This is a genomic window from Bradyrhizobium sp. BR 10289, from assembly GCF_019455385.1.
In the GTDB taxonomy this organism is placed as follows: Bacteria; Pseudomonadota; Alphaproteobacteria; order Rhizobiales; family Xanthobacteraceae; genus Bradyrhizobium.
On record NZ_JACOFR010000022.1, the window covers coordinates 93,117 to 118,013 of the forward strand.

Consider the following 24,897-nt stretch of genomic DNA (forward strand, 5'->3'; position numbering starts at 1 on the left):
CCGGAATGACGGCGGAGGGTCCCCTGTCCGTCACGCTGAATCCTGCGGATGCCACCGGCTTGCTGCTTGCGGGTTCAGCCACATTAAGGTTATCGCGGCTTAAGGCCGCTTTTGGCGGGTGCGGGACGTGGACCTGCCCGCCGCCGCAGGCGATACTAACCCTTTCTTAAGGCTGTCATTCCCGGCAGCCTCGTGACGTGACGCCACAAGCGGGACTTGAAGCCGGTCGGATGAATAGTTCGGATTTCCAGTTGCGAGGCGTGGGCGATCCGAGGCTGGCCGTGCACGCAACGTCGCAGCTTCCCACCTGGCTCTGGTCGATCGACGGCACGCGCGTGCTCTGGGCCAATCCGGTCGGCGCAAAACTGTTTGGCGCGGCGAATTCCAGCGCGCTTGCAGAGAAGATGTTTGGACCGGCCGATGGCCATCGTCGCCAGGTGGCCCGGCTCGCCCGCCAGCTGCCGGCGGGCGGCACTGTGCGGCTGGAGCGGCTGCGCGGCTTCGGCGCCCGGCTCGGCACACTGATGACCTGCGCCTGCGCGCGGCTCGACTTCGCCGACGGCGGCCACGGCGTGCTCGTCACGGCGATGGATCCGGTGGGCCGCACCATGCCGCTGGTCGAGCGGCTGCACCGTCTCGTCGACGGCGCCAAGGTGCCGATGGCGGCGTTCGCGCCCGACGGACTGTTCGCGGGCGCCAGCGAAGCCGCGCGCTCCTTGCTCGGTTTCCGCGATCTCACCGAAGCCGGCCTCGAACAGGCACGCAGCGATGCGCTTGAGACAGGCCGCGCCGAGATGCCTGTCGGCATCGGTCAGATGGTGCTGCAGCGGGTCGGCACTGGCGAGGATGTCGCTTTGGTCGCGCTGATCGAGCCGGCCGTGCGGGCGGCGGCGGAAGAAGTTGCGACGAAAGAAGTCGCTCGGCCTGCTGGTGCTGATACTCCGCCGCGAGCGGTGCCGGAAGATGTGCAAGCCGCGCCGCCGAACGAAGCGCCAGTCGACATCGCGTTGTTCGATGCTTTCGCCGAGCCGGTCGAGGCGCCCGCGCAAGAGGCGCAGGCGAGCGCGCCGGCGACGGAGATCGTGACGATCCAGGACGCCGTGAAGGAAGCCGCCGAAGGGCCGGCTGAAGCCGCGCCAGAGACTCCGGTTGATAACCCAGATGAGGCCATTGTGCCGCCGCAGGCTGCGCCCATCACATCAGGCATGGTCGAGCCGCCGTCAGCAGAGCCGCCCGCACCGCGCCAGCATCCGCTGCGCTTCCTCTGGCAGATGGATGAGGACGGCCGCTTTGTGCTCGCCTCGGACGAATTCATCCGCCTGATCGGCGCGCACACCGCCGCAGGCTTCGGCCGGCCCTGGCGCGAGATCGCCGAGCAATTCTCGCTCGATCCGGAGGGCCGCGTCGCGCAGGCGCTCGATAGCCACGACACCTGGGCCGGCATCACCGTGAACTGGCCGGCCGATGGCGGCGAGCATCTGCCGGTCGAGTTGGCGGGCCTGCCGATCTACGACGGGAATCGCAACTTTGCGGGCTTCAAGGGCTTCGGCGTCTGCCGCGATCTCGACGCGCTCAACCGGCTCGATGCGCTCCGGCGGTTCGAGCTGTTGGCCGCGCAGCCGGCACACCTGTCCGCGGACATCGTGGAGCCCGAACCGGAGCCCGTCGCGGAGGCGCCGCCCCCGGTCATCGTGCCGCCCGAGCCTGAGCCCACACCCGAGCCTGTCGCCGAACCACCCGAACCCGTCACCGAAGCGCATTCACATCGAACCGATCCGGAAACGCCAGTGGAAACGCCTCCCAATGTCGTGCCGTTCCGCCCCGCCGGCGATGTCAAATCACCCGGCGATCAGAGATCGCCGACGCTGACGCCTGTCGAGAACAGCGCGTTCAACGAGCTCGCGCGGCAATTGTCCGAGCGGCTCGAACGCGAGCGCGAGACGATCGCGTCCAATGCGTCGGAGCCGCCGGCGGCGGAGCTCACGCCCGAGCCGCCGATGCCCGAGCCTGAGCTGGAAGCACCGCAAGCCGCGGCGGAATGGCTGACCGAGCCGGCGCCGCCCGCGCAAGGCCACAGCGTGCGCGACCGCGCGCTGCTCGACCTCGTACCCACGGGCATGCTGATCTATCGCCTCGACCGCCTGCTCTACGCCAACCCGGCGTTCCTCGCGCGCATGGGCTATGCCAGCCTCGCCGCGCTGGAAGATGCCGGCGGGCTGGATGCGCTCTATGTCGAGCCGGGCGTGTCCTCTGCCAGCAGCACGTCGCAAGGAGGAACGCCCGTCACGATCAGCGCGACGCTTGCCAATGGCGAGGTGCCGCTGCCGACCACGGAAGCGCATCTGCACACCATCGACTGGGACGGCGACAGCGCGCATGCGCTGATCTGCGCGCTGCCGCAGGCTGCACCTGTCGTTGCTGCGCCCGCGGTGCCGCCCGTCGCGGCCGAGCCGATCGTCCCGGAGACCGTTCCCTTCGCGCCGGAGCCCGAGGCCCAGGCCGGCGATGCCGACGCCGAGGATCTCGCCGCGATCCTCGACACCACGGCCGAGGGCATCGTGATGTTCGATGCCGAAGGCAACATCCACGCCTGCAACCGCAGCGCCGAGGCGCTGTTCGGCTATGACGGCGCCGCCCTGATGCAGCAGAACCTGGTGACGCTGTTCGCGCCCGAGAGCCAGCATGTCGTGCTCGACTATCTCGACAACCTCAAGAGCCAGGACATTGCGAGCCTGCTCGACCACGGCCGCGAGGTGCTGGGCCGCGAGAAGAAGGGCGGCGTCATTCCGCTCGCCATGATCATGGGCCGCACGCGTCCCGATGGCCCGAACTTCTTCGCCGTGTTCCGCGATCTCTCCCACGCCAAGAAGGACGAGAGCGAGCTGACGCAAGCGCGGCGCCTGGTCGATGGCGCGGCCAATGCGAAAGCCGACATGCTGGCGCGGATCAGCCACGAGATCCGCACGCCGCTCAACGCCATCATCGGCTTCGCCGAGGTGATGATCTCCGAACGCTTCGGTTCGCTCGGCAACGAGCGCTACGGCGAATACATGAAGGACATTCGCGCCTCCGGCGAGCGCGTCATCGCGATCATCAACGATCTGCTGGAGCTGTCGCGGATCGAGACCGGCAAGCTCGATCTCAATTTCGCCAACCTCAACCTCAACGACCTGGTCGAAGCCTGCGTCGTGGTGATGCAGCCTCAGGCCAACCGCGAGCGCATCATCATCCGCACCTCGCTCGCGCATGCGCTGCCGCAGGTCACCGCGGACACGCGCGCGATGCGGCAGATCACCATGAACCTGATCTCGAACTCGATCCGGCTCGCCAGCGCCGGCGGCCAGGTCATCGTGTCCACGGCCGTGACCGACCGCGGCGAGGTCGCGCTGCGCATCCGCGACACCGGCCACGGCCTCACCGAGCGCGAGGTCGCAGCCGCAATGGAGCCGTTCCGCACCCCGCCGCCCGGCGATGCCGCGGACAATTCCGCGCTGAGCCTGTCGCTCACCAAGGCCCTGGTCGAAGCCAACCGCGCCCGGTTCAACATCAAGAGCGGCGCGAGCTCGGGCACGCTGATCGAAGTGGTGTTCACGCCTGTCGTGGCGGGGGCGTAAGGCGCAAGAGTCCCGTCGTGCGGCCCTCGCGGCGGGCGCCGGCCTTGCAACTTCTTCCCGATCGGGAACCGAGGGCGTGCTCGGGGCTTGTGTAACGTACTGGTCCCGTTGCTTTTCCCCTGCAGCCCTCGCATCTCGTGTGATCGCACATGGCCGAACGCCTGAAATCCGCGGCAGCGAAGAAGGCTCCGCTCAAACGGAACGACGGCCCGACGGCCAACGAACGAAAGCCGCTGCCGACAGGCGCGACGGCGCGCATGAATGCGCGGGTCGTGCTCGCCCTCATTCTCGTCGCCCTCGCCTTGTGGACCGCAGCCGGCTTTCTGCCGGCATTGATCTGGGCCGCAATTCTGGCAACCTCGTTGTGGCCGCTCTACGTCAAGTTCGCCGCGCGCATGAGCTCCGGCCCGTCCGGCCTGTCCGCATTCGTCTTCACCCTCCTGGTCGCGCTCATCCTGTTCACGCCCATGTCGCTTGCGATCTATCAGATCGCGCAGCAGGGCGATCTCTTGGTCGGCTGGTTGAAGAAGGCCGGAGAGAGCGGGATCGAAGTCCCGGAATGGCTTGCCCGCCTGCCGATCGCCGCAGAGAACGTGCAGCAGTGGTGGCGCAGCAATCTGTCGGACCCCAAGGCCGCGGCGGAATGGCTGAAATCGGTCAATGCCGACAACGCGTCGGATCTGTTTCGCACCTTCGGTGGGCAGCTGTTGCATCGGTTTTTCCTGCTGCTGTTCTCGCTGCTGGCGCTGTTCGTCCTGCTGCGCAACGGCCGGTCGATCGCCGATCGCATTCTGGAGACCTGCGATCGGCTCCTCGGTGAGGCTGGAGAAGGTCTCGCCGAGAAGATGGTCGATGCGACCCGCGGCACGGTCAACGGCACGGTCCTGGTCGCGGCAGGGGAAGGGTTGTTGATCGGCGTCGGCTATCTCGTCGCGGGAGTGCCGAATGCCATCGTCTTCACGATCCTCACGACGGCCTTCGCCATGCTGCCGTTCGGCGCCTGGCTCGCCTTCACGGTAGCGGCGCTGGTCCTGCTCGCGGGCGGCGGCAGCGGGATCGCAGCCGCCGGGGTGTTCTTCTGGGGCGCCATCGTCATGTTCGCCGGGGATCATTTTGTATGGCCGACCTTGGTCGGCGATTCCGCGCGGCTGCCGTTTCTCTTCGCGTTCGTCGGAATCTTCGGCGGCCTTGCCGCCTTCGGTCTGCTCGGACTGTTCTTGGGTCCGGTGATCATGGCCGCCTTGCTGGTGGTCTGGCGCGAGTGGATCTTCCGCCCGACCATTTGCGATACCGCGGCGTGATCAGGCAGCGCCTTAGTCCCCGAACCAACGCGACGCGGCCTCGGCTGCTGCGTCATGATCGGGCGGGCCGTCGCTTGCCCACGCGACGAAACCATCGGGGCGCACCAGCACGGCGCTCAAGCCCAGCGCATCCTTCGGCTCACTTCCGACATACGCGATCCGGTCACTCCAGCGGCGCGCAAGCATCCGAAGCGATGCGCGCGCGTCAAAGTCCAGCAGGAGGCCCTTCGCGTCTCTGAGACGTTCTCCGATCCTCGTACCGTCAGAGAGTTCAAAATCGGGAACAGAGCGGCCCACCAGCGGATGGCGGCCGCCGAGATCGTAGCGCAGCGAGACGCCGCGCACGCGCTCGGCGAAATAGGTCGCGCCGTCGCGCGTGTCGATGAGGTCGCGGATGATGGCCTGGAGCGCGCGACTGCCCGGCTCCGGCCGCATGATCGCGACTTGCGCGCGCGACCAGTCGAGGATTTGTGCTCCCACCGGATGGCGCTCCTGCGTGTAGCTGTCGAGCAGATCGTCCGGCGCGTGGCCCTGGATCGTCGCGGCCAGCTTCCAGCCGAGGTTCATGGCATCGCCGAGGCCGAGATTGAGGCCCTGGCCGCCGAGCGGCGAATGGGTGTGGGCGGCGTCGCCGGCGAGCAGGACGCGGCCTCGGCGATAGGTGGAGGCTTGACGCGCGCGGTCCGTCCAGGTCGTGGCAAGGCGGAGCGCGCTGATGGTGACATCCGTGCACGAAACATGGCGCAATACGGCCTTCACATGTTCGATCGTGATCGGCGCGCTGCGGTGGAAAGCGCCGCCGTCAAAATCGACCAACGCAATCGTGCCGGGCTCTGCAAACGTATACATGCCCGTGGGCGTAAAGTTGCGGCCCGGGCTGAGCTTCTCGGGATCGGCCAGCTCCGCCGCAACGGAATATCCGGTGAATTCGGGGTCGGTGCCGACGAAATCGAAGCCGCACAGCTTGCGCACCGTGCTGCGGCCGCCGTCGCAGCCGACAAGCCAGCCTCCGCGAAAAATCTCGCCGGCCGCCTGCACGACGACGTCCTGCTCCGACGCTGTGATGGCGGTGACGCCGAAGCCGCGCCGGATCTCGACGCCGAGGCGCGCTGCGCGTGCGGCCAGAACGGTTTCGAGGGTTTCCATATCGACGGCGACATGGGCATCGGCCGGCGTCGGCAAACGCCAGGACCATTTCGCGACGTCGATGTCGTCCTGAAAGAACTGAATGCCGGCGAAGTGACCTGCGGGCTTCCGCGCCCGCTGCATCCAGTGCGCAGCGCTCTTGATCGCACCCGATCTCGCGCGCTGCGCGGCGACGATCTCGTCCAGCAGGCCGCGCCGGTAAAGGGCCTCGGTCGTCGGGATCGTCAAGCCGCGCAGGCCGAACGGCAGCTGCTTCAACGGCGAATGCGGATCCTGCGCTTGCTCCAGCACCAGCACCGCAACGCCGGCGAACCGCAGCTCGCAGGCGAGAAACAGGCCGACGGGACCGGCACCCGCAATGATGACGTCATAAGTAACAGTGGATTGGGTTTGCATGAGACGCTCCTGTGGCCGATGTTCGACCGGAGCGTTCCCGATGCTTGCGAGGATCACACGGACGAACGGTTGAGCGCCAAAATGGCGCCCGATGTTCGTCGTGGGGATCTCGTGCACAAGGCCAAAGACCAGAGCTTCCGTTACCAGAAGGATTTGGGCTTACCAGACCAAATCTGCCTTTTCCGACGCGAGCGATATAGCTCCGCGGCCATGGATGCGCAACGAAAAAGGCACGGCGCTTGCGGCGCCGTGCCTTTCACATTCGAGTGGTGTGGATCAGCTGTAGATCTCGAACAGCCCCGCGCCGCCCTGGCCGCCGCCGATGCACATGGTCACGACGCCCCACTTCGCCTTGCGGCGAGCGCCTTCCTGCAGCAGGTGGCCGGTGAGACGGGCGCCGGTCATGCCGAAGGGATGGCCGATCGCGATCGAGCCGCCGTTGACATTGTACTTCTCGGGATCGATGCCGAGCTTGTCGCGCGAATAGAGGCACTGGCTGGCAAAGGCCTCGTTGAGCTCCCAGAGATCGATGTCGTCGATCTTGAGGCCGTGGCGCTTCAGGAGCTTCGGCACGGCGAAGATCGGGCCGATGCCCATTTCGTCCGGCTCGCAGCCCGCCGCGGCCCAGGCGACGAAGCGGCCGAGCGGCTTGATGCCGCGCTTCTCGGCATCCTTGGCTTCCATCAGCACCACGGCGGCCGCGCCGTCCGAGAGCTGACTGGCATTGCCGGCGGTGACGAACTTGCCGGGGCCCTTGACCGGCTCGAGTTTTGCCAATCCTTCCAGCGTGGTCTCGGGGCGATTGCATTCGTCGCGATCGACCACGTAGTCGACGATGCTCTCCGCTTTCGTCGCCTTGTCGACGACCTTCATCTTGGTCTTCATCGGGACGATCTCGTCCTTGAACTTGCCGGCCTGCTGCGCCGCGGCCATGCGGCGCTGCGATTCCAGCGAATATTCGTCCTGGTATTCTCGGCTGAGCTTGTAGCGCTCGGCGACGATGTCGGCGGTGTCGATCATCGCCATGAAGATGTCGGGCGCGGTCTTGAGCAGGTCCGGATCGACAGCTTCCTTGGGCAGAGGACCGCCGGGAATCGAGATGCTCTCGACGCCGCCGGCGACGATGCAGTCGGCGCCGTCGGAACGGATCGAGTTGGCGGCCATCGCGATGGTCTGGAGCCCCGAGGAGCAGAAGCGGTTCACCGAGACGCCGCCGGTCGACTTCGGCAGGCCGGCAAGCAGCGCGGCCTGACGGCCGATGTTCGGCGCGCCATGGGCGCAATTGCCGAGATAGCAATCCTCGACATAATCCTTCTCGACACCGGCGCGGTCGACCGCATGATGGATGGCGTGCGCCGCGAGCGACATCGGCGGCGTGATGTTGAATCCGCCGCGGCCGGATTTGGCGAGGCCGGTGCGCGCGTAGGAAACGATGACGGCTTCACGCATTGTTTTCTCCCTTTCAGATCGTCGATTGTGGCTCTTCAGACGCTATTCGTACAGATATCCGGCCAAGGCAACAGAAAAGGCAACAGAAATAGTTGCCGTCGGATTTCCGGCGCGCGGAACGACCGGTGTCCCGTTCGGGCCTCACCGCTTGTCACTGCAAAGCCTTGCCTTGATGATTCCGTAGAGCGCGCTGGCGGCGGGCGACAATGTCTCGTTGCGCCGCCGCACCAGGGCGATCGCGCGGTACAGGACCGGGTCGACCAGCGGCACCTCGACGAGGCCGCTCGCGACCGTGGTCGCATTCATCGCTGCCGGCAGGATCGCGGCCCCGACATTCTCCCGCGCCAGCGCGATCGCGCTCGGCGTGCTCTCGACCACGAAGCGGCCGCGCGTCTGAAGGCCCGCCTTGACGAGCTGCGTCTCGACGATGCGACGGTTGCCACTCGCACCGCCGAGCGTGATCAGATCGATCCCCCCCAGGTTCGACCACCCCACCCGCTTCAGCTTCGAGGCCGGATGCGAGCGGCTGCAAACCAGAACGAAGGGATCGCGCATCAGCATCTCCTCGGTGAGATCCGGATTGGCATCCTGCTGGATATGAATGCCGAAATCGGCCTGGCCTTCGCGCACCGCATCGGTGACCAGCGCGCCGGACCGCTCCAAAAGCTGAATGCGATTGTGCGGATACTTCCTGGCATAGCTGCGCAACGCCAGCGGCAATTGCCGGAAGGCGACCGACTGCAACGTCGCCAGCGTGACGTCGCCGACACCGAGCCGCGATGTCGTGCGCAGCCGGTCCAGGCCGTGGACGAGGTCGTCGACGATGCGCCGCGCCAGCGGCAGGAAATCCTTTCCCATCGGGCTCAGCGCCGTCGAGCGCGTGGTACGGTCGATCAGGCGGAGCCCGACAAAGCTCTCCAGCCGCTGGATGCGGCGCGTCAACGCGGTCTGGGTGATGGAGAGATGCTCCGCCGCCCGATTGAAGCTGCCGAGCTCGGCGACATGGACGAAGGCCTGCACGCCGTCGATGGGGATTTTCATGCATATCCCTCATGAAAAATTGCAATTAATGCATTTTACGCAAAGGACGTCCTCCCGCAAGATCGCCGCCGGCGACGGACGGAGAACCGCCGCCCCAATCGAACATCCAGGGAGGGAACGATGACGACCAACGCGGCGGCAAGGCCCGTGCATCGAGCGACCGAGAGCGTAGCCGCGATCGACGGAGCCAGCCCCAATCTGCTCCAGCGCGCGATGGATGTGCGGATCGGCATCATTCCGCTGCCGATCTATCTGCTGCTGCTCGGGCTAATCGCGGTCTTCTCCTTCAAAGGCAAGATTTCCGGCGAGGTCACCGTGATGATCGCCGTGCTCGTCGCCGGCGGCTTCACCTGTGCCGAGATCGGGCGCCGCGTGCCGATCCTAAACGTGATCGGCGGCTCCTCGCTGGTGACGATCTTCCTGCCCTCGTTCCTGGTCGCGCATCAGCTCCTGCCGGCGCCCCTGGTGCAGCAGGTCACGACCTTCACCAAGTCCACCAACTTCATCTATCTTTTCATCACCGCCGTCGTCGTCGGCTCGATCCTGAGCATGGACCGGCGCGTGCTGATCCAGGGGTTCGTCAAAATCTTCGTTCCGCTCGCGACCGGCTCCATTCTCGCGCTCGGCGTCGGCGGCATGGTCGGCTGGCTGTGCGGGATCGGCTTCTGGCGTTCGATCCTCTATGTGGTCGTTCCGGTGATGGCAGGCGGCGTCGGCGAAGGCGCGATCCCGCTCTCGGTCGGGTATGCGGAAGCGCTGGGCCTCGACCAGGGCGCCATGCTCGGCCAGATTCTGCCGTTGGTGTTCTTCGGCAATCTGGTCGCCATCATCTGCTGCGGGGCGTTGAACTCGTTCGGCAAGCGGCGGCCGGAGCTCACCGGCAATGGCCAGCTCCAGCCGGGCGCCGGCGATACGGCGGATGCGGGCGGCGACCACGCGCATACCGGCGTCACTCCGATCGACGTCGCAACCGTCGCCGCCGGCGGAATCACCGGCATCGCCATCTATGTGTTCGGCACGCTGATCCACAGCCTGATCGGCCTGCCGGCGCCGGTCGCGATGCTGTTCCTGGTCGTGCTGGTCAAGCTTTTCCGCGCGGTACCGGCCTCGCTGGAGGAAGGCGCCCGTGTGGTGTTCCGCTTCTTCGTCACCGCGGTGACCTATCCACTGCTGTTCTCCACCGCCGTGGCCCTGACGCCGTGGCATGAATTGGTGGAAGCGTTCCATCCGGCCAATCTGGTCACCATCATCGCGACCGTCGTGACGCTGACGGCGACGGGCTTCTATGTCGGCCGCCTGCTGAGGATGTATCCGATCGAGACCGCGATCGTGAATGCCTGCCACAGCGGCCTCGGCGGCACCGGCGACGTCATGATCCTGACCGCGGCCGAACGGATGGAGCTGATGCCGTTCGCGCAAGTCGCGACCCGGATCGGCGGCGCGATCACCGTGACGCTCGCGATCATCGCGATGGCCCACTTCAAGATCATCTGAGCGGAGGCAATGACATGCTGATGCGAAGCAAGCTGTTCGTCCCGGCCTCGCGGCCCGAGCTGTTCGACAAGGCGTTGAACTCGGCCGCCGACGCGCTGTCGTTCGATCTCGAGGACGCGGTTGCTCAAAGCCAGAAATCGCTAGCGCGCGCGCTGCTCGCCAAATTCCTGCGCGAGCTGCCGGCCACCCGCAAATCCATCCTGGTCCGGGTGAACGCGTTCGGCACCGCCGAATTCGACGCCGACATCGAAGCGCTCGCCGGACTGGCGGTCGATATCATCAACCTGCCGATGGCAGAGGACGCGAATGCGGTGATCCAGGCGATCGCGCGCATCGAAAGGCTGCAGACCCCGTCCCGACAGGTCGGCGTACTGCTCAACGTCGAGACGCCCAAAGGCCTGCGCAACGCCGCCGCACTCGCCACCTCGCATCAGGGGGTGGTGGGGCTGCAGATCGGCTATGCCGATCTGCTCGAACCCTGCGGCATCAGCAGGTCAGATCGCGACGCGCTCGCCCATATCCGCCTTGCCGTCCGCTTTGCTGCCGCCGAGGCCGGCATCGCCGCCTATGACGGCGCCTTCGCTGCGGTGAAGGATACCGACGGCTACCGCGCCGAATGCCTGTCGGCGAAGGCGCACGGTTTTTCCGGCAAGAGCTGCATCCATCCAAGCCAGATCGCGATCGCCAACGAGACATTCATGCCCGACGCAGCCGAGATCGATTGGGCACGCAAGGTGGTGGCCGCCGCCACCGCCGCCGACGCAAGCGGCGTCGGCGCTTATCTGGTCGACGGCCATATGATCGACAAGCCATTCGTCGAACGCGCCCGCGCCATCGTGGCGCTGGCCGACACGATCACAACCGAGGCCACGCCATGAGCCAATTGCACGCCCGCGATTATGAGCCCGGTCGCAGCGGCACGCTGGATGGTGTCCGTATCCTCGACCTGTCGCGGCTGTTCGCCGGCAATGTGCTGACCCAGATCCTGGGCGACTTCGGTGCCGAGGTGATCAAGGTCGAGCCGCCCGAGGGCGACACGTTGCGCGCCTGGAAAACCGAGGGCGTCGAGACCCACTGGAAGGTCTATTCGCGCAACAAGAAGAGCCTGTGCCTGTCGCTGCGCGATCCGCGCGCGATCGAGATCATCCGGAAGCTGGTGCCGTCGACCCAGATCTTCATCGAGAGCTTCCGCCCCGGCGTGCTGGAAAAGATGGGATTGTCGCCGCAGGTGCTGCTGGCGCTCAATCCATCGCTGGTCATCATCCGGATTTCCGGCTGGGGGCAGGACGGTCCCTATGCGCAGCGTCCCGGCTTCGGCACCGTGATCGAGGGCGCGTCAGGATTCGCCGCGATCAACGGCTTTGCAGACCGGGAACCGGTATTGCCTCCGATGTATCTCGCCGACGGCGTCGCCGGCATCTATGGCGCTTCCGCCGCGATGATCGCGCTGCGCGAGGTCGAGGTGAAGGGGGGACGCGGCCAGGTCGTCGATCTACCACTGCTCGACCCGCTCTTCGCGATCCTCAGCCCGCAGGCCGCGAACTACCGGCTCACCGGCAAGGTCAAGCCGCGCACCGGCAGCCGCTCCACCAATTCGGCTCCGCGCAACGCCTATAAATGCAGCGACGGACACTATGTGAGCCTCTCCGGCTCGATCCAGAAGATGGCCGAGCGACTGTTCCGCGCCATCGGCCGTCCCGAGCTGGTCGACGACCCGCGCTTCCGCACCAACGCCGACCGCCTGCGTCATGCCGACGAGCTCGACGCCATCATCGGCGAGTTCATCGGCGCACGGACACAGGCCGAGAACGTCGCCTTCTTCGAGCGAGCCGAAGTCACGATCGGCCCGATCTACGACACCCCGCAGATCATGGCCGATCCGCACGTCATCGCCCGCGAGCTGATCGCCGACTATCCGGACCCGGACATGGGGCAGCTGCCGATGCACCACGTGGTGCCGCGGCTGTCTCAGACGCCGGGCGCGATCCGCACGCCTGCCCCCGCGCTCGGCCAGCACAATCGCGAGCTGCTCGGCGAGATCGGCATCGGCGAGGACGGCTACGCAGCGTTGCGCCAAGCCAACGTGGTCTGCGAAGCCCCGAACAAGGCGGCGCCGGCCAAACCCAGTTCCAGTCCTTAACGGAGAGCTTCGATGATTCCCCAGATGACACGAAGGACCTTCGTCACGGCGGCCGCCGCGACGACCGCCGGACTTGGTCAATCACGTCATGCGGCAGCCGACGCGAGCCCCAGTTCTTCCGGCACCGAGGCGCCGAAGACGAAAGCCCCGGCAAATGCCTGCGACGCGCATTTCCACATCATCGATCCCCGCTTTCCGACGCCGGAAAGCACCAAGCCGGCGGGCTCGACCTTCGATGACTATGTGCTGCATCAGCGCCGCATCGGCACGACGCGCGCGGTTCCGGTGCAGCCGAAATATCACCGCACCGACCATGCCTGCATTCTAGATGCGCTCAGCCGGCTCGGCAAGAACGGACGGGGCGTCGGCGTCTGTCATCCCGACGTGACCGATACGGAGCTGAAGCGGCTCGATGCCGGCGGCATCCGCGGACTGCGCTTCAGCGTCTGGAATCCGAGCGACACGGTGACCACGATCGACATGATCGAACCACTGGCCCGGCGCATCGCCGATCTCGGCTGGCACGTCCAGCTTCACATGTCCGGCGATCAGATCGTCGAGACGGCGGCGATGCTTGGCCGACTGCCCTGCGGAATCGTATTCGACCACATGGGACGGCTGCCGCCGAAACAGGGACCGGACCATCCGGCCTTCGGCGTGATTGCCGATCTCGCGGGCAAGGGCCGCGCCTGGGTGAAGCTCGCCGGCGCTTATCTCAACACCGAGCAGGGGCCGCCCTATGCCGACGCGACGCGCATCGCGCAGGCGTTCGTCAAGGTCGCGCCCGATCGCCTGGTCTGGGGGAGCGACTGGCCCCATGTCACTGAAAAGCACAAGCCTGACGACGCGGAGCTATTCGACCTGCTCGCAGCCTGGGCCGGCAATGAAAATACCCGCAACACTATCCTGGTCGACAATCCGACGCGGCTTTATGGGTTCGACCGCTGACGCTACCGCAGGAGCGCCAGCGCGTTCCGCCGATAGGCCTCAGAACGTCAGCGCCTTGGCCTGCTTGACCTGCGGCAGAGCCTGGACCTTGGCGAGCAGGTCGGCCGGCACAGGACCGTCGACCTCGACCAGCGCGATGGCGTCGCTGCCGGGCGCGACGCGGCCGAGATGGAAGGTCGCGATGTTGATCTTGGCATCGCCCAGGAGGCTTGCGAACTTGCCGATGAAGCCCGGCTTGTCCTCGTTGGTGACGTAGATCATCGACTTGCCGAACTCGGCATCGACGCGGATGCCCTTGATGTCGACGAGGCGCGGCTTGCCGTCGGCATAGACGGTGCCCGAGACCGACCGTTCCTGCCGCTCGGTGGTGACGGTAACGGTGATCAGGCTCTCATAGTCGCTCTGGGCGGCGCGGACGATCTCATCCACCACCATGCCGCGCTCCTTGGCGACGACGGGCGCGGACACCACGTTGACCTCGCCCAGCATCGGCCGGAGCAGGCCCGACAGCACGGCTGACGTGATCGCCTTGATCTTCATCTCCGCGACGTGGCCCTCATAGGTGATCTCGACCTTGAGGATGCCGCTCTCGGTGAGCTGGCCCGCGAACGAGCCGAGCTTCTCGGCGAGCGCGATGAAGGGCTTCAGCTTCGGCGCTTCTTCCGCGGTGATCGAGGGGAAGTTGACCGCATTCGAGATCGCGCCTGTCAGCAGATAGTCCGACATCTGCTCGGCGACCTGGAGCGCGACGTTCTCCTGCGCTTCCGTGGTGGAGGCGCCGAGATGCGGCGTGCAGATCACGTTGGGATGGCCGAACAGCACGTTCGAGGTCGCGGGCTCCTCGACGAAGACGTCGAAGGCGGCGCCCGCGATGTGCTTGGAATTGAGCGCGTCGACCACGGCCTGCTCGTCGACGAGGCCGCCGCGGGCGCAGTTGATCAGGCGCACGCCCTTCTTCATCTTAGCGATCGCGGATGCGTCGATGATGTTCTTCGTCTTCTCGGTCAGCGGCGTGTGCAGCGTGATGAAGTCGGCGCGCTTCAAGAGGTCGTCGAGCTCGACCTTCTCGACGCCGATGTCCTTGGCGCGCTCCGGCGACAGGAACGGATCGAACGCGACCACCTTCATGCGCAGGCCGAGCGCGCGGTCGGCGACGATCGAGCCGATATTGCCGCAGCCGACGACGCCGAGCACCTTGCCGGTGATCTCGACGCCCATGAAGCGGTTCTTCTCCCACTTGCCGGCCTGGGTCGAGGCGTCGGCCTGCGGGATCTCGCGGGCCAGCGCCAGCATCAGCGTGATCGCGTGCTCGGCGGTCGTGATCGAATTGCCGAACGGCGTGTTCATCACGATGATGCCCTTGGCGGTGGCTGCGGGAAGCTCGACATTGTCGACGCCGATGCCGGCGCGGCCGATCACCTTGAGGTTGGTCGCTTTCTCCAGGATTTTTGCGGTCGCTTTCGTCGCAGAACGGATCGCAAGGCCGTCGTAATTGCCGATGATCTCGGCGAGCTTGTCCTTGTCCTTGCCGAGGTTGGGCTGGAAGTCGACCTCGACGCCGCGGTCTTTGAAGATCTGCACGGCGGCGGGCGAGAGCGCGTCGGAGATGAGAACTTTGGGTTTGGTCATGGGATGATCCGTGGTGCGAGCTGCATTTACGGAACGTCACCCGCGGGCTTGCCCCGCGGGTCCATCTCTCTTGATTGATGGATGGCCGGGTCAAGCCCGGCCATGACGACTGTGATCAGGAATTGCTCAGGCCGCCTTGGCGAGCGTGGCCTTGGTCTCAGCAAAAGCCCAGTCGATCCACTGGGTCAGGATCTCGACGTCCCTGGCTTCGACGGTGGCGCCGCACCAGATGCGCAGGCCGGCCGGCGCATCGCGGTAATATGCGAAGTCGTAGCCGGCGCCTTCCTTCTCGACCAGCGCGACCAGCTTCTTGGAGAACTCGGCTTGCGCGTCGTCCGAGAGTGAGGTGATCGCGGGATCGGTGAACTTCAGGCACACCGAGGTGTTGGAGCGGATCGAGGCGTCCTTGGCCAGGAAGTCGATCCACGGCGTCTTCGCCTTCCAGTCGGCCAGCACCTTAGTGTTGGCGTCGGCGCGCGCGATCAGCGCCTTGAGGCCGCCGATCGACTTGGCCCAGTTCAGCGCATCGAGATAGTCCTCGACGCAGAGCATCGACGGCGTGTTGATGGTCTCGCCGACGAAGATGCCTTCGTTGATCTTGCCGCCCTTGGTCATGCGGAAGATCTTCGGCAGCGGCCAGGCCGGCTTGTAGGTCTCGAGCCGTTCCACCGCACGCGGCGACAGGATCAGCATGCCGTGCGCGGCCTCGCCGCCGAGCGCCTTCTGCCAGGAGAAGGTGACGACATCGAGCTTTGCGAAATCGAGCGGCTGTGCGAAGGCGGCAGACGTCGCGTCGCAGATCGTCAGACCTTCGCGGGCAGAGCTGATCCAGTCGGCGTTCGGCACGCGCACGCCCGAGGTGGTGCCGTTCCAGGTGAAGATGACGTCGCTCTTGGGATCGACCTTGGAAAGGTCGGGGATCTCACCGTAAGCAGCGTTCAGCTTGGTGACGTCCTTGAGCTTCAATTCCTTGACGATGTCGCTGACCCAGCCTTCGCCGAAGGATTCCCAGGCGAGCGTGGTGACGGGCCGTGCGCCGAGCAGCGACCACAGCGCCATCTCGACCGCGCCGGTATCGGAGGCCGGCACGATGCCGATGCGATAATCGGCGGGCACTTCAAGCACTTCGCGCGTCAGATCGATCGCGAGCTTGAGCTTGGCCTTGCCGACCTTCGCGCGATGCGAACGGCCGAGCGCTGCGTCCTTGAGATTTTGGGCGTTCCAGCCGGGGCGCTTGGCGCAGGGGCCGGAGGAGAAATGCGGCACGTTCGGCCGCGAAGCGGGCTTCGCTACGGTCATGATCTACCCTTCCAGATAGTAAGCCTCCCGTTGGGGGGAGGTGTCCCGCCGCGGCTGATACGGGAAACAGGAAGAGTCGTCAAGGAAGTTCCGGCACCTCACGGGCGAGTGATGGCGCCTCCGGGGCGATATCAGGAGCTTCGATCACGGCGAGCGCGTTCAGCAAGTCCGTGGCATCGCTGATCAATTGCGCGGCCTTGCGGCGGCTACCGACCTTCAAAATGCATTTGTCATTGGCCTGCACAACGTAGTCGTTGCCGACCTTGATCATGGAATAACTTGTCATCGCAATCCCCGAACCGACCGAGCTCGGTGTCCTTGACGCTGCGTAGCACCATTCGTTCCTGGTTCCACGTGAACGACGGACGGTTAGTTTATCAGCTCTTAAGATGAACGCATGCGCGATCCGATTTCGCTGATCATGCAACGCTCGCAAAGAGCTGCGTCAAAAGCGGACAGTCATGCCGACATGACTGGCTGTGAATCCGAGCCGCTTGTAGAAGCGCTGTGCATCAACTCTGCTCGTGTGCGTCAGTAATTCGACCAGAGTGCAACCGCGCGCCTTCGCTTCGCCCACCGCCCATTGCACCAATTGCTCACCGATGCCGCGGCTGCGGCAATCCGCGGCTACGCGGACGTCTTCAAGCAGGCCGCGGATGCCCCCTTGCGAGCTGATACCCGAGAGCACCGCGAGCTGCAGGCAGCCGACCACCCTGCCCTCGCTCTCGGCAACGACGAGCGTGAGGTTGGGATCGCGCTCGACGCGCTCGAACGCCGCGTCATAGAACGCCGGCAGCGGATCCTCCACGCGCTCGCGGGCGCGTCCGAGATGATCGTCGGCGAGCATCGCCACGATCGCAGGGACGTCCTCGCGGCGCGCGGGACGAATGGACACGGACCTGTCGTTCATATTGGGGAAGCTCCGAAACCTAGCGCGCAGCGGGAAGACCGAGATGCGCCTCTAGCTCCCCGATCCAGCGGCGGATGGCTGTGTAGCGGCCGAGATCGAAACCGCCTTCATGCGCCACGCGCGTATAGGCGAGCAGCGAGACGTCGGCGAGCGAGACAGTGTCTCCGGCGAAGAAGCGGCTTGGGGCGAGATGCTGCTCCATGCGGTCGAGTGCTGCATAGCCGCGCTTGACCTTGTCAGGGTCGAGCTCGGAGGCGTGCTTGCCGAGATAGACCAGCTGGAAGCGGCACACCGCAATATAGGGCTCGTGGCTGTACTGCTCCCAGAACAGCCATTCGTCCATCTTGGCCGCCGTGAACGGATCGCGCGGGATCAGCGCGCTGTCGCGGGCGAGATAGCGGATGATGGCATTGGACTGCGCCAGCGTGCGGCCATCGTCGAAGGCGACGGTCGGCACCTGGCCGGCGCCGTTCATCGCCAGAAATTGCGGCGTGCGCGTTTCGCCCTTGCGCGTGTCGATCTCGATCCAGTGATAGGGCAGCGCGAGCTTGTCGCAGACCCACTTCACCTTGAGACAATTTCCGGAATTGCTGTCGCCGTAGATCTTCATCGCTGCCGCCCCATCAAGGAGCGACAGAGCATCAGGACGATGCAGTCCTGTCAACCGCGGCGAGACGAAGCGCTGTCAGAACTTGTAGCCGAGGCCGAGGCGCGCGTTGTTGAGCGTCACCTGCGTGTTCATGACGGGCGAAAATCTCACATATTCGTATTCGACGCGCGCGAACAGCCCGTTCCAAATGCAATATTCCAGTCCGATGCCGGCGGTCCAGCCGGCCACGAAAGCATTGCCCTTGTGCTGGCCTTGCGTCTGCGACTGCGCGTCGATGTGCTGGGGCGTTCCCGGGATGGTGATGGCGTTTCCGTTTCCGTCCGATACCGTCGCGTCCTGACGCAGCCACACGTCGCTGGTCACGGTGCGGGAAACGTCCATTCGGCCCACAGCAGCGCCGGCGAACATGTAAGGCATGAAATCGCCGCCGTCCCATCCCACACGCCCGCGGAGCGTGATCATGTCCTTCACTTGCGCTGCAGCGCTGCCGGTCAGCGTCGTGAGGTAATGATCGGTCACGCCGGTGGGATGAACGTCACCGGGCGGATTGACGATATCGAGCGAGTTGTAGCCGGATGACGACGCTTTGATATTGTTGAAGTAAGTGTAGGTGCCTTCGAGACCGACGACGGCATCATACCATTGCCAGTTGCGGCCGACGAAGCCGCCGAAATTGGTCCCTTGCGCCGTGTTCGTGTTGAGCAGCGACCAGGTCGACGTCGGCCCTTGCAGCACGCTGTCGCGGAAGATGTAGTTGGTCAGGCCGGCCACGCTCCGGGTGAAGTCGGTCGAGTCGGTCGTGTAGCCGAAATTGCCGCCGACATAGAAGCCATCCCAGTTGTGGGTGGTCTTCGACAAGCCGTCCGTGACGCTGCCGCGCAGGATGGGCAGGTCCGGCATGTCGGCCGCCTGCGCGGCCGAAACCGTCCCCAACATCGCCGCCGCCAACAAAAGCCCACGCATCGCAACGCTCCATCGAACTCGAACTTTCGAGCGTGATCATGGCTCGTTAACCTTAACCAATGGTTGCGTCCGGCGATTTCGTCGCTGACGGTCCATGAAAAATACGCAAAGCAAAACGGCGCGGGATGATCCCGCGCCGTTAAGAAAGTTTAACCGGCGTGTTAGCCGAGCGGACTTGCGATCAGCCCTTGGTGACGAGCGGCGGCGGCACGTAAGCCGGCGGGCTGTTGAGATCCCAGCGCACGCCGAGCTTGACGTCATGCGAGGTGATGTCCTTGATCTTGATCGTCGACACGCCCGAACGGCTGTTGTCGTAGGCGCGGTAGTTGCCCGGCGCGGCGTCACCGAGATCCATGTAGCTGTAGGCCAGTTCCACCGTGAAGCCGGGGTTGACCTTGTAGGCGAGACCGGCATGGGCCGCCCAGGCGAGATTCCACTTGCCGTTGTCGGCGAAGTAGGTGGCACTGCTGGAGGGCACGAAGTTCGCGATCTGAATGCCGTCGTCGCGGAAGCCGCTGAGCTTGTTGTAGGAGCCGCCGACACCGGCACCGATGAACGGGGTGATGCACCACCAGGTACCGAGATCGACATAGGCGTTCGCCATGACGACCCACTCCGACTTGCTGCCGGAGTAACTATCGGTCCCGACGAAGCCGGGCGCGATGACGTTGTCGGCGCCGTGCAGATTGGCCTTGCCGCGATACTGGCCGATCACGTCGGCGCGGAACCAGTTGTTGAAGCGATAGCCGACACCGAGGTCGAACAGGGGCGAGGAGTCGAAGCCCAGGCCCTGCGTCGTCGTCGGGAACGTCTGCGCGGTCGCGCTGTCGATGCGCTTGGCGCTCTGGTTGGTCATGCCAATGTCGCCGCGGAGATACCAGCCGCCGAAATCGGCGGGCGGCGCCGGCGGCGCGTACATGGGAGGGGGCGCCGCGATCGGCATATCGGCAGCGAACGCCATCGACGAGATCAGGGTTGCCGCACCCGCGGCAAGGAGAGACTTAACGCTACGCATTGGCTTCGTCCTTATGGCCGGTGAGGCTAAATACGAGCGCCTCACGTTCTGGAAACTCACGGCCGGACGATCGCACCAAATGTTTAAGCGCCACTTAACCCTAATTTTTAAGGTTGATTTTTTCTGACGGCACACGCGGATGCGACGCGAGCGTTGCAAAAATGCGGCAGTTGGAGCGCCGGGCGCGCCGCAATTGCTAACGATGTATGAAGCCGCAATGCAGCGAGAGCAGGTTCGTTAACGTCTGTGCTGCGGAAGCCTCGGCAGGAACACCGCAAGCAAGCCGATCGCCGGCAGGTAAGCGCAGACCTGATAGACGAACGCGATCGAGGTGTGGTCGGCGAGCTTGCCGAGCACGGCGGCCCCCAATCCCCCGATGCCAAAGGCGACGCCGAAGAACACGCCGGAGATCATGCCGAAGCGGTGCGGCACCAGCTCCTGCGCGAACACGATGATCGAGGACGTCGTCGAGGAGATGATGAGGCCGATGACGACTGACAGCACCGCGCTCGCATAAAGGCCGGCATAGGGCAGTGCCAGCGTGAACGGCAGTGCGCCGAGGATCGATATCCAGATCACGATCTTGCGGCCGAACCGATCTCCGAGCGGCCCGCCGAAGAACGCGCCGACCGCGTTCGCGGCGAGGAAGACGAAGAGATAGATCTGCGCCGTCTGCGTCGACACGCCGAAGCGGTCGATCAGATAGAAGATGTAATAGCTCGACAGGCTCGAGACGTAGAGCTGCTTTGAGAACAGCAGCGCCACCAGCACGAGAAGTGCAACGGCAACGCGGCGCGAGCTCGGCCCACCCGGCTGAGTATGGACCGGCGGCGCCTTCTTCGTCGCGATCTGCGGCGCGTACCAGCGGCCGATGCGCCAGAGGATCAGAATCGCCAGGAACGCGATCGAGGAGAACCAGGCGATGCTGCCCTGCCCGAACGGCACCACGATCAGCGCGGCCAGCACCGGACCCATCGAGGTGCCAAAGCTACCGCCGAGCTGGAACACCGATTGCGCAAAGCCGTAGCGGCCGCCCGAGGCGAGCCGCGCGATGCGCGCGGACTCGGGATGAAACACCGCCGAGCCGAGACCGACGAAGGCGGCAGCGATGAGGATGACCAGATATTGCTGGGCGACGCTGAGCAGCAAGAGGCCGAAGAAGGTCGAGGCCATGCCGATCGACAGCGAGTAAGGCTGCGGCTTCTTGTCGGTGTAGTGTCCGACCACCGGCTGCAGCAGCGAGGCCGTGAACTGGAACGCCAGCGTGATCATGCCGATCTGCGCGAAGTCGAGCGCGTAGGTGTCCTTCAGGATCGGATACACCGAGGCGATCAGCGACTGCATGGTGTCGTTGAGAAAGTGCGAGAACGAGATGCCGGCAAGCACGATGTAAGCCGGGCCTGCGCTCGGCTTGGCAGCGACGTCGCTGACGACGACGGGCTCGGTCAGCGTTTCCTCAGAGACGACGACAGGCTTGTTCACTGGAGCATCCCGGCGCGGCGAATGGCCGCGACGTCAGACGTACGATGCTAGCGGCGGTCGAACCACCGCCAATCGCAAATGGCTGGGATGCGTGATGGGGCTCCGGTCTTCACCTCTCCCGAAGGGAGAGGTCGGATCGCATCGCAAGATGCGATCCGGGTGAGGGGTTGCAGTCTCACTGTGCGCCGCGGCCCCTCACCCGGATTGCTGCGCAATCCGACCTCTCCCCGCTGGGGAGAGGTGGAGGACCGCGTCCGCGGAAAGTGTTGTGCCGCTACGCCGCGGCCTGGCCGAGCGCGGAGACGATGGTGTCCACGACATCCTCGACCAGGATGCGGTCCTCGCCTTCGCCCATGACGCGGATCACGGGCTCGGTGCCGGAGGAGCGGATCAGCAAACGGCCGTGGCCGTTGAGGCGCTTCTCGCCGTCGGAGATCGCGGATTTGACGTCGGAATGGTCGAGCGGCTTGCCGCCCTTATGGCGGACGTTCTTGAGGATCTGCGGCAGCGGATCGAAGCGGTGGCAGACTTCCGACACCGGCCGGCGCAGCTTCTGCACCACGGCCAGCACCTGCAACGCGGCGACGAAGCCATCGCCGGTCGTGGCATAGTCGGACAGGATGATGTGGCCCGACTGCTCGCCGCCGAGATTGTAGCCGCCGTTCAGCATCTGCTCGAGCACATAGCGGTCGCCGACCGGCGTGCGCACGAGATCGAGCCCCTGCCCTTTCAGGAAGCGCTCGAGTCCGAGATTGGACATCACGGTGGCGACGATGCCGGGGCGCGACAGGCGTCCGTCTTCCTTCCAGCTCTGCGCGATCACCGCGAGCAGCTGGTCGCCGTCGACGACATGGCCGCGCTCGTCGACCAGGATGACGCGGTCGGCATCGCCGTCCAGCGCGATGCCGATGTCGGCGCGCATCTCGCGCACCTTCTTCGACAGCGCTTCCGGCGACGTGGAGCCGCAATCCTTGTTGATGTTGAAACCGTCGGGCTCGACGCCGATCGGCACGACGTCGGCGCCCAACTCCCACAGCGCCTCCGGCACCACCTTGTAGGCGGCGCCGTTGGCGCAGTCGATCACGACCCGCAGCCCGTCGAGCGAGAGGTCGCGCGGCAGCGTGCGCTTGGCGAATTCGATGTAGCGGTCATGCACACCGTCGATACGGCGGGCGCGGCCGAGGCTCGCGCTTTGCGCCAGACGCTTCTCGATCGGCTCGTCGAGCAGTTGCTCGATCTGCTTCTCGACGTCGTCGGAGAGCTTGAAACCCTGCGGGCCGAACAGCTTGATGCCGTTGTCCTCGAACAGATTGTGCGAAGCCGAGATCATGACGCCGAGATCGGCGCGCATCGACTTGGTCAGCATCGCGACCGCCGGCGTCGGCATCGGGCCGACCAGCAGCACGTCCATGCCGACCGAGGTGAAGCCCGCGACCATCGCGTATTCGATCATGTAGCCCGATAACCGGGTATCCTTGCCGATCACGACCCGGTGGCGGTGGTCGCCGCGCTGAAACGCAAGGCCCGCGGCCTGGCCGACCTTGAGCGCGAGCTCCGGCGTGATCAGTCCGTTGGCGCGGCCCCGAATCCCGTCCGTCCCGAAATATTTGCGGCTCATATCGTCCCCCAGGCAACAACCAGGAATCCCCACGACAACCTGCGGGTGCCCGAACCGGCCCCGCATCCCTGATTTGCTGAGGTCTTATAAGCCTTGTGCGGCTAACTTGGCTTCAAAAAATATGATGAATCATTACGGAACCGGCGCCGCGGCCGCGCCGGTAACCTATTGTTAACACTATATTTCCGGTCGGAGGCCGGAGCTGAGCGGAACCTTCCGCCTAGCCGGACCGCTTGACATGGCCATCCCCGCGGCTCGGCGGGGGCTGGGTGACGTTGACGGGATCTGAGCCCGGGAAGGTCTCCTCCAGGCCCTCTTCGAGGGCGTCCTCGAGGTCCTGCTTCTCCTTGATCTCTTCCGGTGTCGGCTGTCCCTGCGGTTTGCTCATGGCGCCCTCTTCTCAAACGATTTGGCTGTGCATCCAACCATGCTAGATGACCCCTGGATCTTCCGATGCAAGACACTTGATACGAGACACTTGATACAAGACGGGCCGGGGAAACGTTCATGAAGCACATCACCTGTATCGACGATCTGCGCACGCTGCATCAGCGCCGCGTGCCGAAGGCGTTCTTCGACTATTGCGACCGCGGCTCCTATGCCGAGGAAACGCTGCGCGCCAATCGCGACGACATGCAGAACATCAAGTTCCGCCAGCGCATCCTGGTCGACGTCTCCAGGCGCGACACCTCGACCACGATTCTGGGCGAGCCCTCGACCATGCCGCTGATGCTGGCGCCGGTCGGCCTCTTGGGCATGCAGCATGGCGACGGCGAGATCCACGCCTGCCGCGCCGCGCAGGCCGCCGGCATCCCGTTCACACAATCGACGATGTCGATCTGCTCGATCGAGGACATCGCCGCCAATGTCGAGAAGCCGTTCTGGTTCCAGCTCTACGTGATGAAGGACCGCGGCTTCATCAAGGCGCTGATCGAGCGCGCGATCGCGGCGAAATGCTCCGCGCTGGTGCTGACCGTCGATTTGCAGGTGATCGGCCAGCGCCACCAGGACATCAAGAACGGCATGACGGTGCCGCCGGAATGGTCGCTGTCGAAGCTGATCGATTTCGCCACCAAGCCGGCCTGGGTGTCGGGCGTGCTGCAGGGCAAGCGCCGCACCTTCGGCAATCTCGCCGGTCATTTGAAGGTCAGCGACGACATCACCTCGCTTTCGACCTGGATCAACTCGCAGTTCGACACCTCGCTGAACTGGGGTGACATCGACTGGATCCGTAGCATCTGGCCGGGCAAGCTGATCCTGAAGGGCATTCTCGACGTCGAGGACGCCGAGCTCGCCGCGAAGACCGGCGCGCAGGCGATCGTGGTCTCCAACCATGGCGGCCGCCAGCTCGACGGTGCGCCGTCCTCGATCGAGGTGCTGCCGGAGATCGTCGACGCCGTCGGCGACAAGATGGAGATCATGTTCGACGGCGGCATCCGCTCCGGCCAGGACGTGATGCGCGCACTCGCGCTCGGCGCAAAGTCCTGCATGATCGGCCGCGCCTATGCCTACGGCCTCGGCGCCGGCGGCCAGGCCGGCGTCGCCAAGGCGATCGAGATCATCCAGAAGGAGCTGCTGACCACGATGGGCCTGTGCGGTGTGAACCGGATCGACGAGATCGACGATCACATCATTGCGGAGTGAGCTCTTAACCTCTCCCCGCCCTTTCGCGGGGAGAGGTCGGGTTGCGAAGCAATCCGGGTGAGGGGCATGGCACATTGCTGCCACGACGGAAGTCCATCCGACTCCCGTGATGTCCCACAAGTAAAACCGAATTCGCGGACAGAGCCCCTCACCCCACCCTCTCCCCGTAAGAACGGGGCGAGGGAGCAATGCGTCCCT

Annotated in this window: 20 protein-coding genes; 7 read left to right on the forward strand and 13 right to left on the reverse strand. The window is 65.2% G+C overall.

All coding sequences use genetic code 11. The annotated features are described in order from the left end of the window. Positions 1-230 precede the first annotated feature (230 nt). Together HYH08_RS28965 and HYH08_RS28970 are read left to right on the forward strand one after the other, a co-directional pair. On the forward strand, positions 231-3,614 hold the full coding sequence (locus HYH08_RS28965) for a PAS domain S-box protein (protein WP_220013236.1): 3,384 nt from the start codon (positions 231-233) through the stop codon (positions 3,612-3,614). Positions 3,615-3,763: 149 nt separating this feature from the next. Continuing rightward, on the forward strand, positions 3,764-4,915 hold the full coding sequence (locus HYH08_RS28970) for an AI-2E family transporter (protein ID WP_220013237.1): 1,152 nt from the start codon (positions 3,764-3,766) through the stop codon (positions 4,913-4,915). Positions 4,916-4,927: 12 nt separating this feature from the next. Here the strand turns inward: HYH08_RS28970 and HYH08_RS28975 are convergent, their stop codons facing one another. The 3 genes from HYH08_RS28975 to HYH08_RS28985 all read right to left on the reverse strand — a co-directional run bounded on the left by HYH08_RS28975 (position 4,928) and on the right by HYH08_RS28985 (position 8,947). Further along, on the reverse strand, positions 4,928-6,457 hold the full coding sequence (locus HYH08_RS28975; RefSeq protein ID WP_220013238.1) for an FAD-dependent monooxygenase: 1,530 nt from the start codon (positions 6,455-6,457) through the stop codon (positions 4,928-4,930). Positions 6,458-6,733: 276 nt separating this feature from the next. After that, entirely contained in the window at positions 6,734-7,906 is a 1,173-nt protein-coding gene (locus HYH08_RS28980; protein WP_220013239.1) for a thiolase family protein, read from the reverse strand. 141 nt (positions 7,907-8,047) lie between these two features. Beyond that, entirely contained in the window at positions 8,048-8,947 is a 900-nt protein-coding gene (locus HYH08_RS28985) for a LysR family transcriptional regulator (RefSeq protein ID WP_220013240.1), read from the reverse strand. Positions 8,948-9,067: 120 nt separating this feature from the next. Between HYH08_RS28985 and HYH08_RS28990 the strand changes: the two genes are divergently transcribed. From HYH08_RS28990 to HYH08_RS29005, 4 genes are read left to right on the forward strand one after another with little or no spacing between them, the layout of a single operon-like run. Then, positions 9,068-10,441 (forward strand): 2-hydroxycarboxylate transporter family protein, encoded by a 1,374-nt coding sequence (locus HYH08_RS28990; RefSeq protein ID WP_228748130.1) that lies wholly within the window; start codon positions 9,068-9,070, stop codon positions 10,439-10,441. Between the two features lie 14 nt (positions 10,442-10,455). Next, positions 10,456-11,319 carry an HpcH/HpaI aldolase/citrate lyase family protein gene (locus HYH08_RS28995; RefSeq protein WP_228748131.1) on the forward strand — a complete coding sequence of 288 codons (864 nt, stop codon included), beginning with the start codon at positions 10,456-10,458 and terminating at the stop codon, positions 11,317-11,319. Next, positions 11,316-12,581 carry a CaiB/BaiF CoA transferase family protein gene (locus HYH08_RS29000; RefSeq protein WP_220013241.1) on the forward strand — a complete coding sequence of 422 codons (1,266 nt, stop codon included), beginning with the start codon at positions 11,316-11,318 and terminating at the stop codon, positions 12,579-12,581. Before HYH08_RS28995 ends, HYH08_RS29000 begins: the two co-directional genes overlap by 4 nt. A gap of 24 nt (positions 12,582-12,605) precedes the next feature. Then, a complete protein-coding gene (locus HYH08_RS29005; RefSeq protein WP_228748132.1) occupies positions 12,606-13,529 on the forward strand; it encodes an amidohydrolase family protein in 924 nt (307 codons plus the stop codon). A 39-nt stretch (positions 13,530-13,568) separates the two neighbouring features. Here HYH08_RS29005 and serA read toward each other — a convergent pair whose 3' ends face one another. The 10 genes from serA to HYH08_RS29055 form a co-directional block, all read right to left on the reverse strand. Beyond that, positions 13,569-15,158 carry a phosphoglycerate dehydrogenase gene (serA, locus tag HYH08_RS29010; protein WP_220013243.1) on the reverse strand — a complete coding sequence of 530 codons (1,590 nt, stop codon included), beginning with the start codon at positions 15,156-15,158 and terminating at the stop codon, positions 13,569-13,571. Between the two features lie 126 nt (positions 15,159-15,284). Beyond that, on the reverse strand, positions 15,285-16,457 hold the full coding sequence (locus HYH08_RS29015) for a phosphoserine transaminase (RefSeq protein ID WP_220013244.1): 1,173 nt from the start codon (positions 16,455-16,457) through the stop codon (positions 15,285-15,287). A 79-nt stretch (positions 16,458-16,536) separates the two neighbouring features. Beyond that, complete coding sequence (locus HYH08_RS29020; RefSeq protein ID WP_228748133.1) at positions 16,537-16,728, reverse strand: hypothetical protein; 192 nt, start codon at positions 16,726-16,728, stop codon at positions 16,537-16,539. Between the two features lie 174 nt (positions 16,729-16,902). Then, the gene (locus HYH08_RS29025; RefSeq protein ID WP_220013246.1) at positions 16,903-17,367 is read right to left on the reverse strand and encodes a GNAT family N-acetyltransferase; all 465 of its coding nucleotides are present in this window, start codon (positions 17,365-17,367) and stop codon (positions 16,903-16,905) included. 19 nt (positions 17,368-17,386) lie between these two features. Beyond that, positions 17,387-17,977 carry a glutathione S-transferase family protein gene (locus HYH08_RS29030; protein WP_220013247.1) on the reverse strand — a complete coding sequence of 197 codons (591 nt, stop codon included), beginning with the start codon at positions 17,975-17,977 and terminating at the stop codon, positions 17,387-17,389. Positions 17,978-18,052: 75 nt separating this feature from the next. Beyond that, entirely contained in the window at positions 18,053-18,940 is an 888-nt protein-coding gene (locus HYH08_RS29035; RefSeq protein ID WP_220013248.1) for an outer membrane protein, read from the reverse strand. Between the two features lie 181 nt (positions 18,941-19,121). Continuing rightward, entirely contained in the window at positions 19,122-19,955 is an 834-nt protein-coding gene (locus HYH08_RS29040; protein ID WP_220013249.1) for an outer membrane protein, read from the reverse strand. Positions 19,956-20,192: 237 nt separating this feature from the next. After that, the gene (locus HYH08_RS29045; RefSeq protein ID WP_220013250.1) at positions 20,193-21,437 is read right to left on the reverse strand and encodes an MFS transporter; all 1,245 of its coding nucleotides are present in this window, start codon (positions 21,435-21,437) and stop codon (positions 20,193-20,195) included. A 274-nt stretch (positions 21,438-21,711) separates the two neighbouring features. Then, a complete protein-coding gene (glmM, locus tag HYH08_RS29050) occupies positions 21,712-23,055 on the reverse strand; it encodes a phosphoglucosamine mutase (protein ID WP_220013251.1) in 1,344 nt (447 codons plus the stop codon). A 220-nt stretch (positions 23,056-23,275) separates the two neighbouring features. Continuing rightward, positions 23,276-23,443: a hypothetical protein gene (locus HYH08_RS29055; RefSeq protein WP_220013252.1), complete on the reverse strand. Its 168-nt coding sequence runs from the start codon at positions 23,441-23,443 to the stop codon at positions 23,276-23,278. A 119-nt stretch (positions 23,444-23,562) separates the two neighbouring features. On the opposite strand from HYH08_RS29055, the gene HYH08_RS29060 reads away from it, so the two are divergent. Further along, positions 23,563-24,699, forward strand: coding sequence for an alpha-hydroxy acid oxidase (locus HYH08_RS29060; protein ID WP_220013253.1), 1,137 nt, complete (start codon positions 23,563-23,565; stop codon positions 24,697-24,699). The last annotated feature ends 198 nt before the right edge of the window (positions 24,700-24,897 follow it).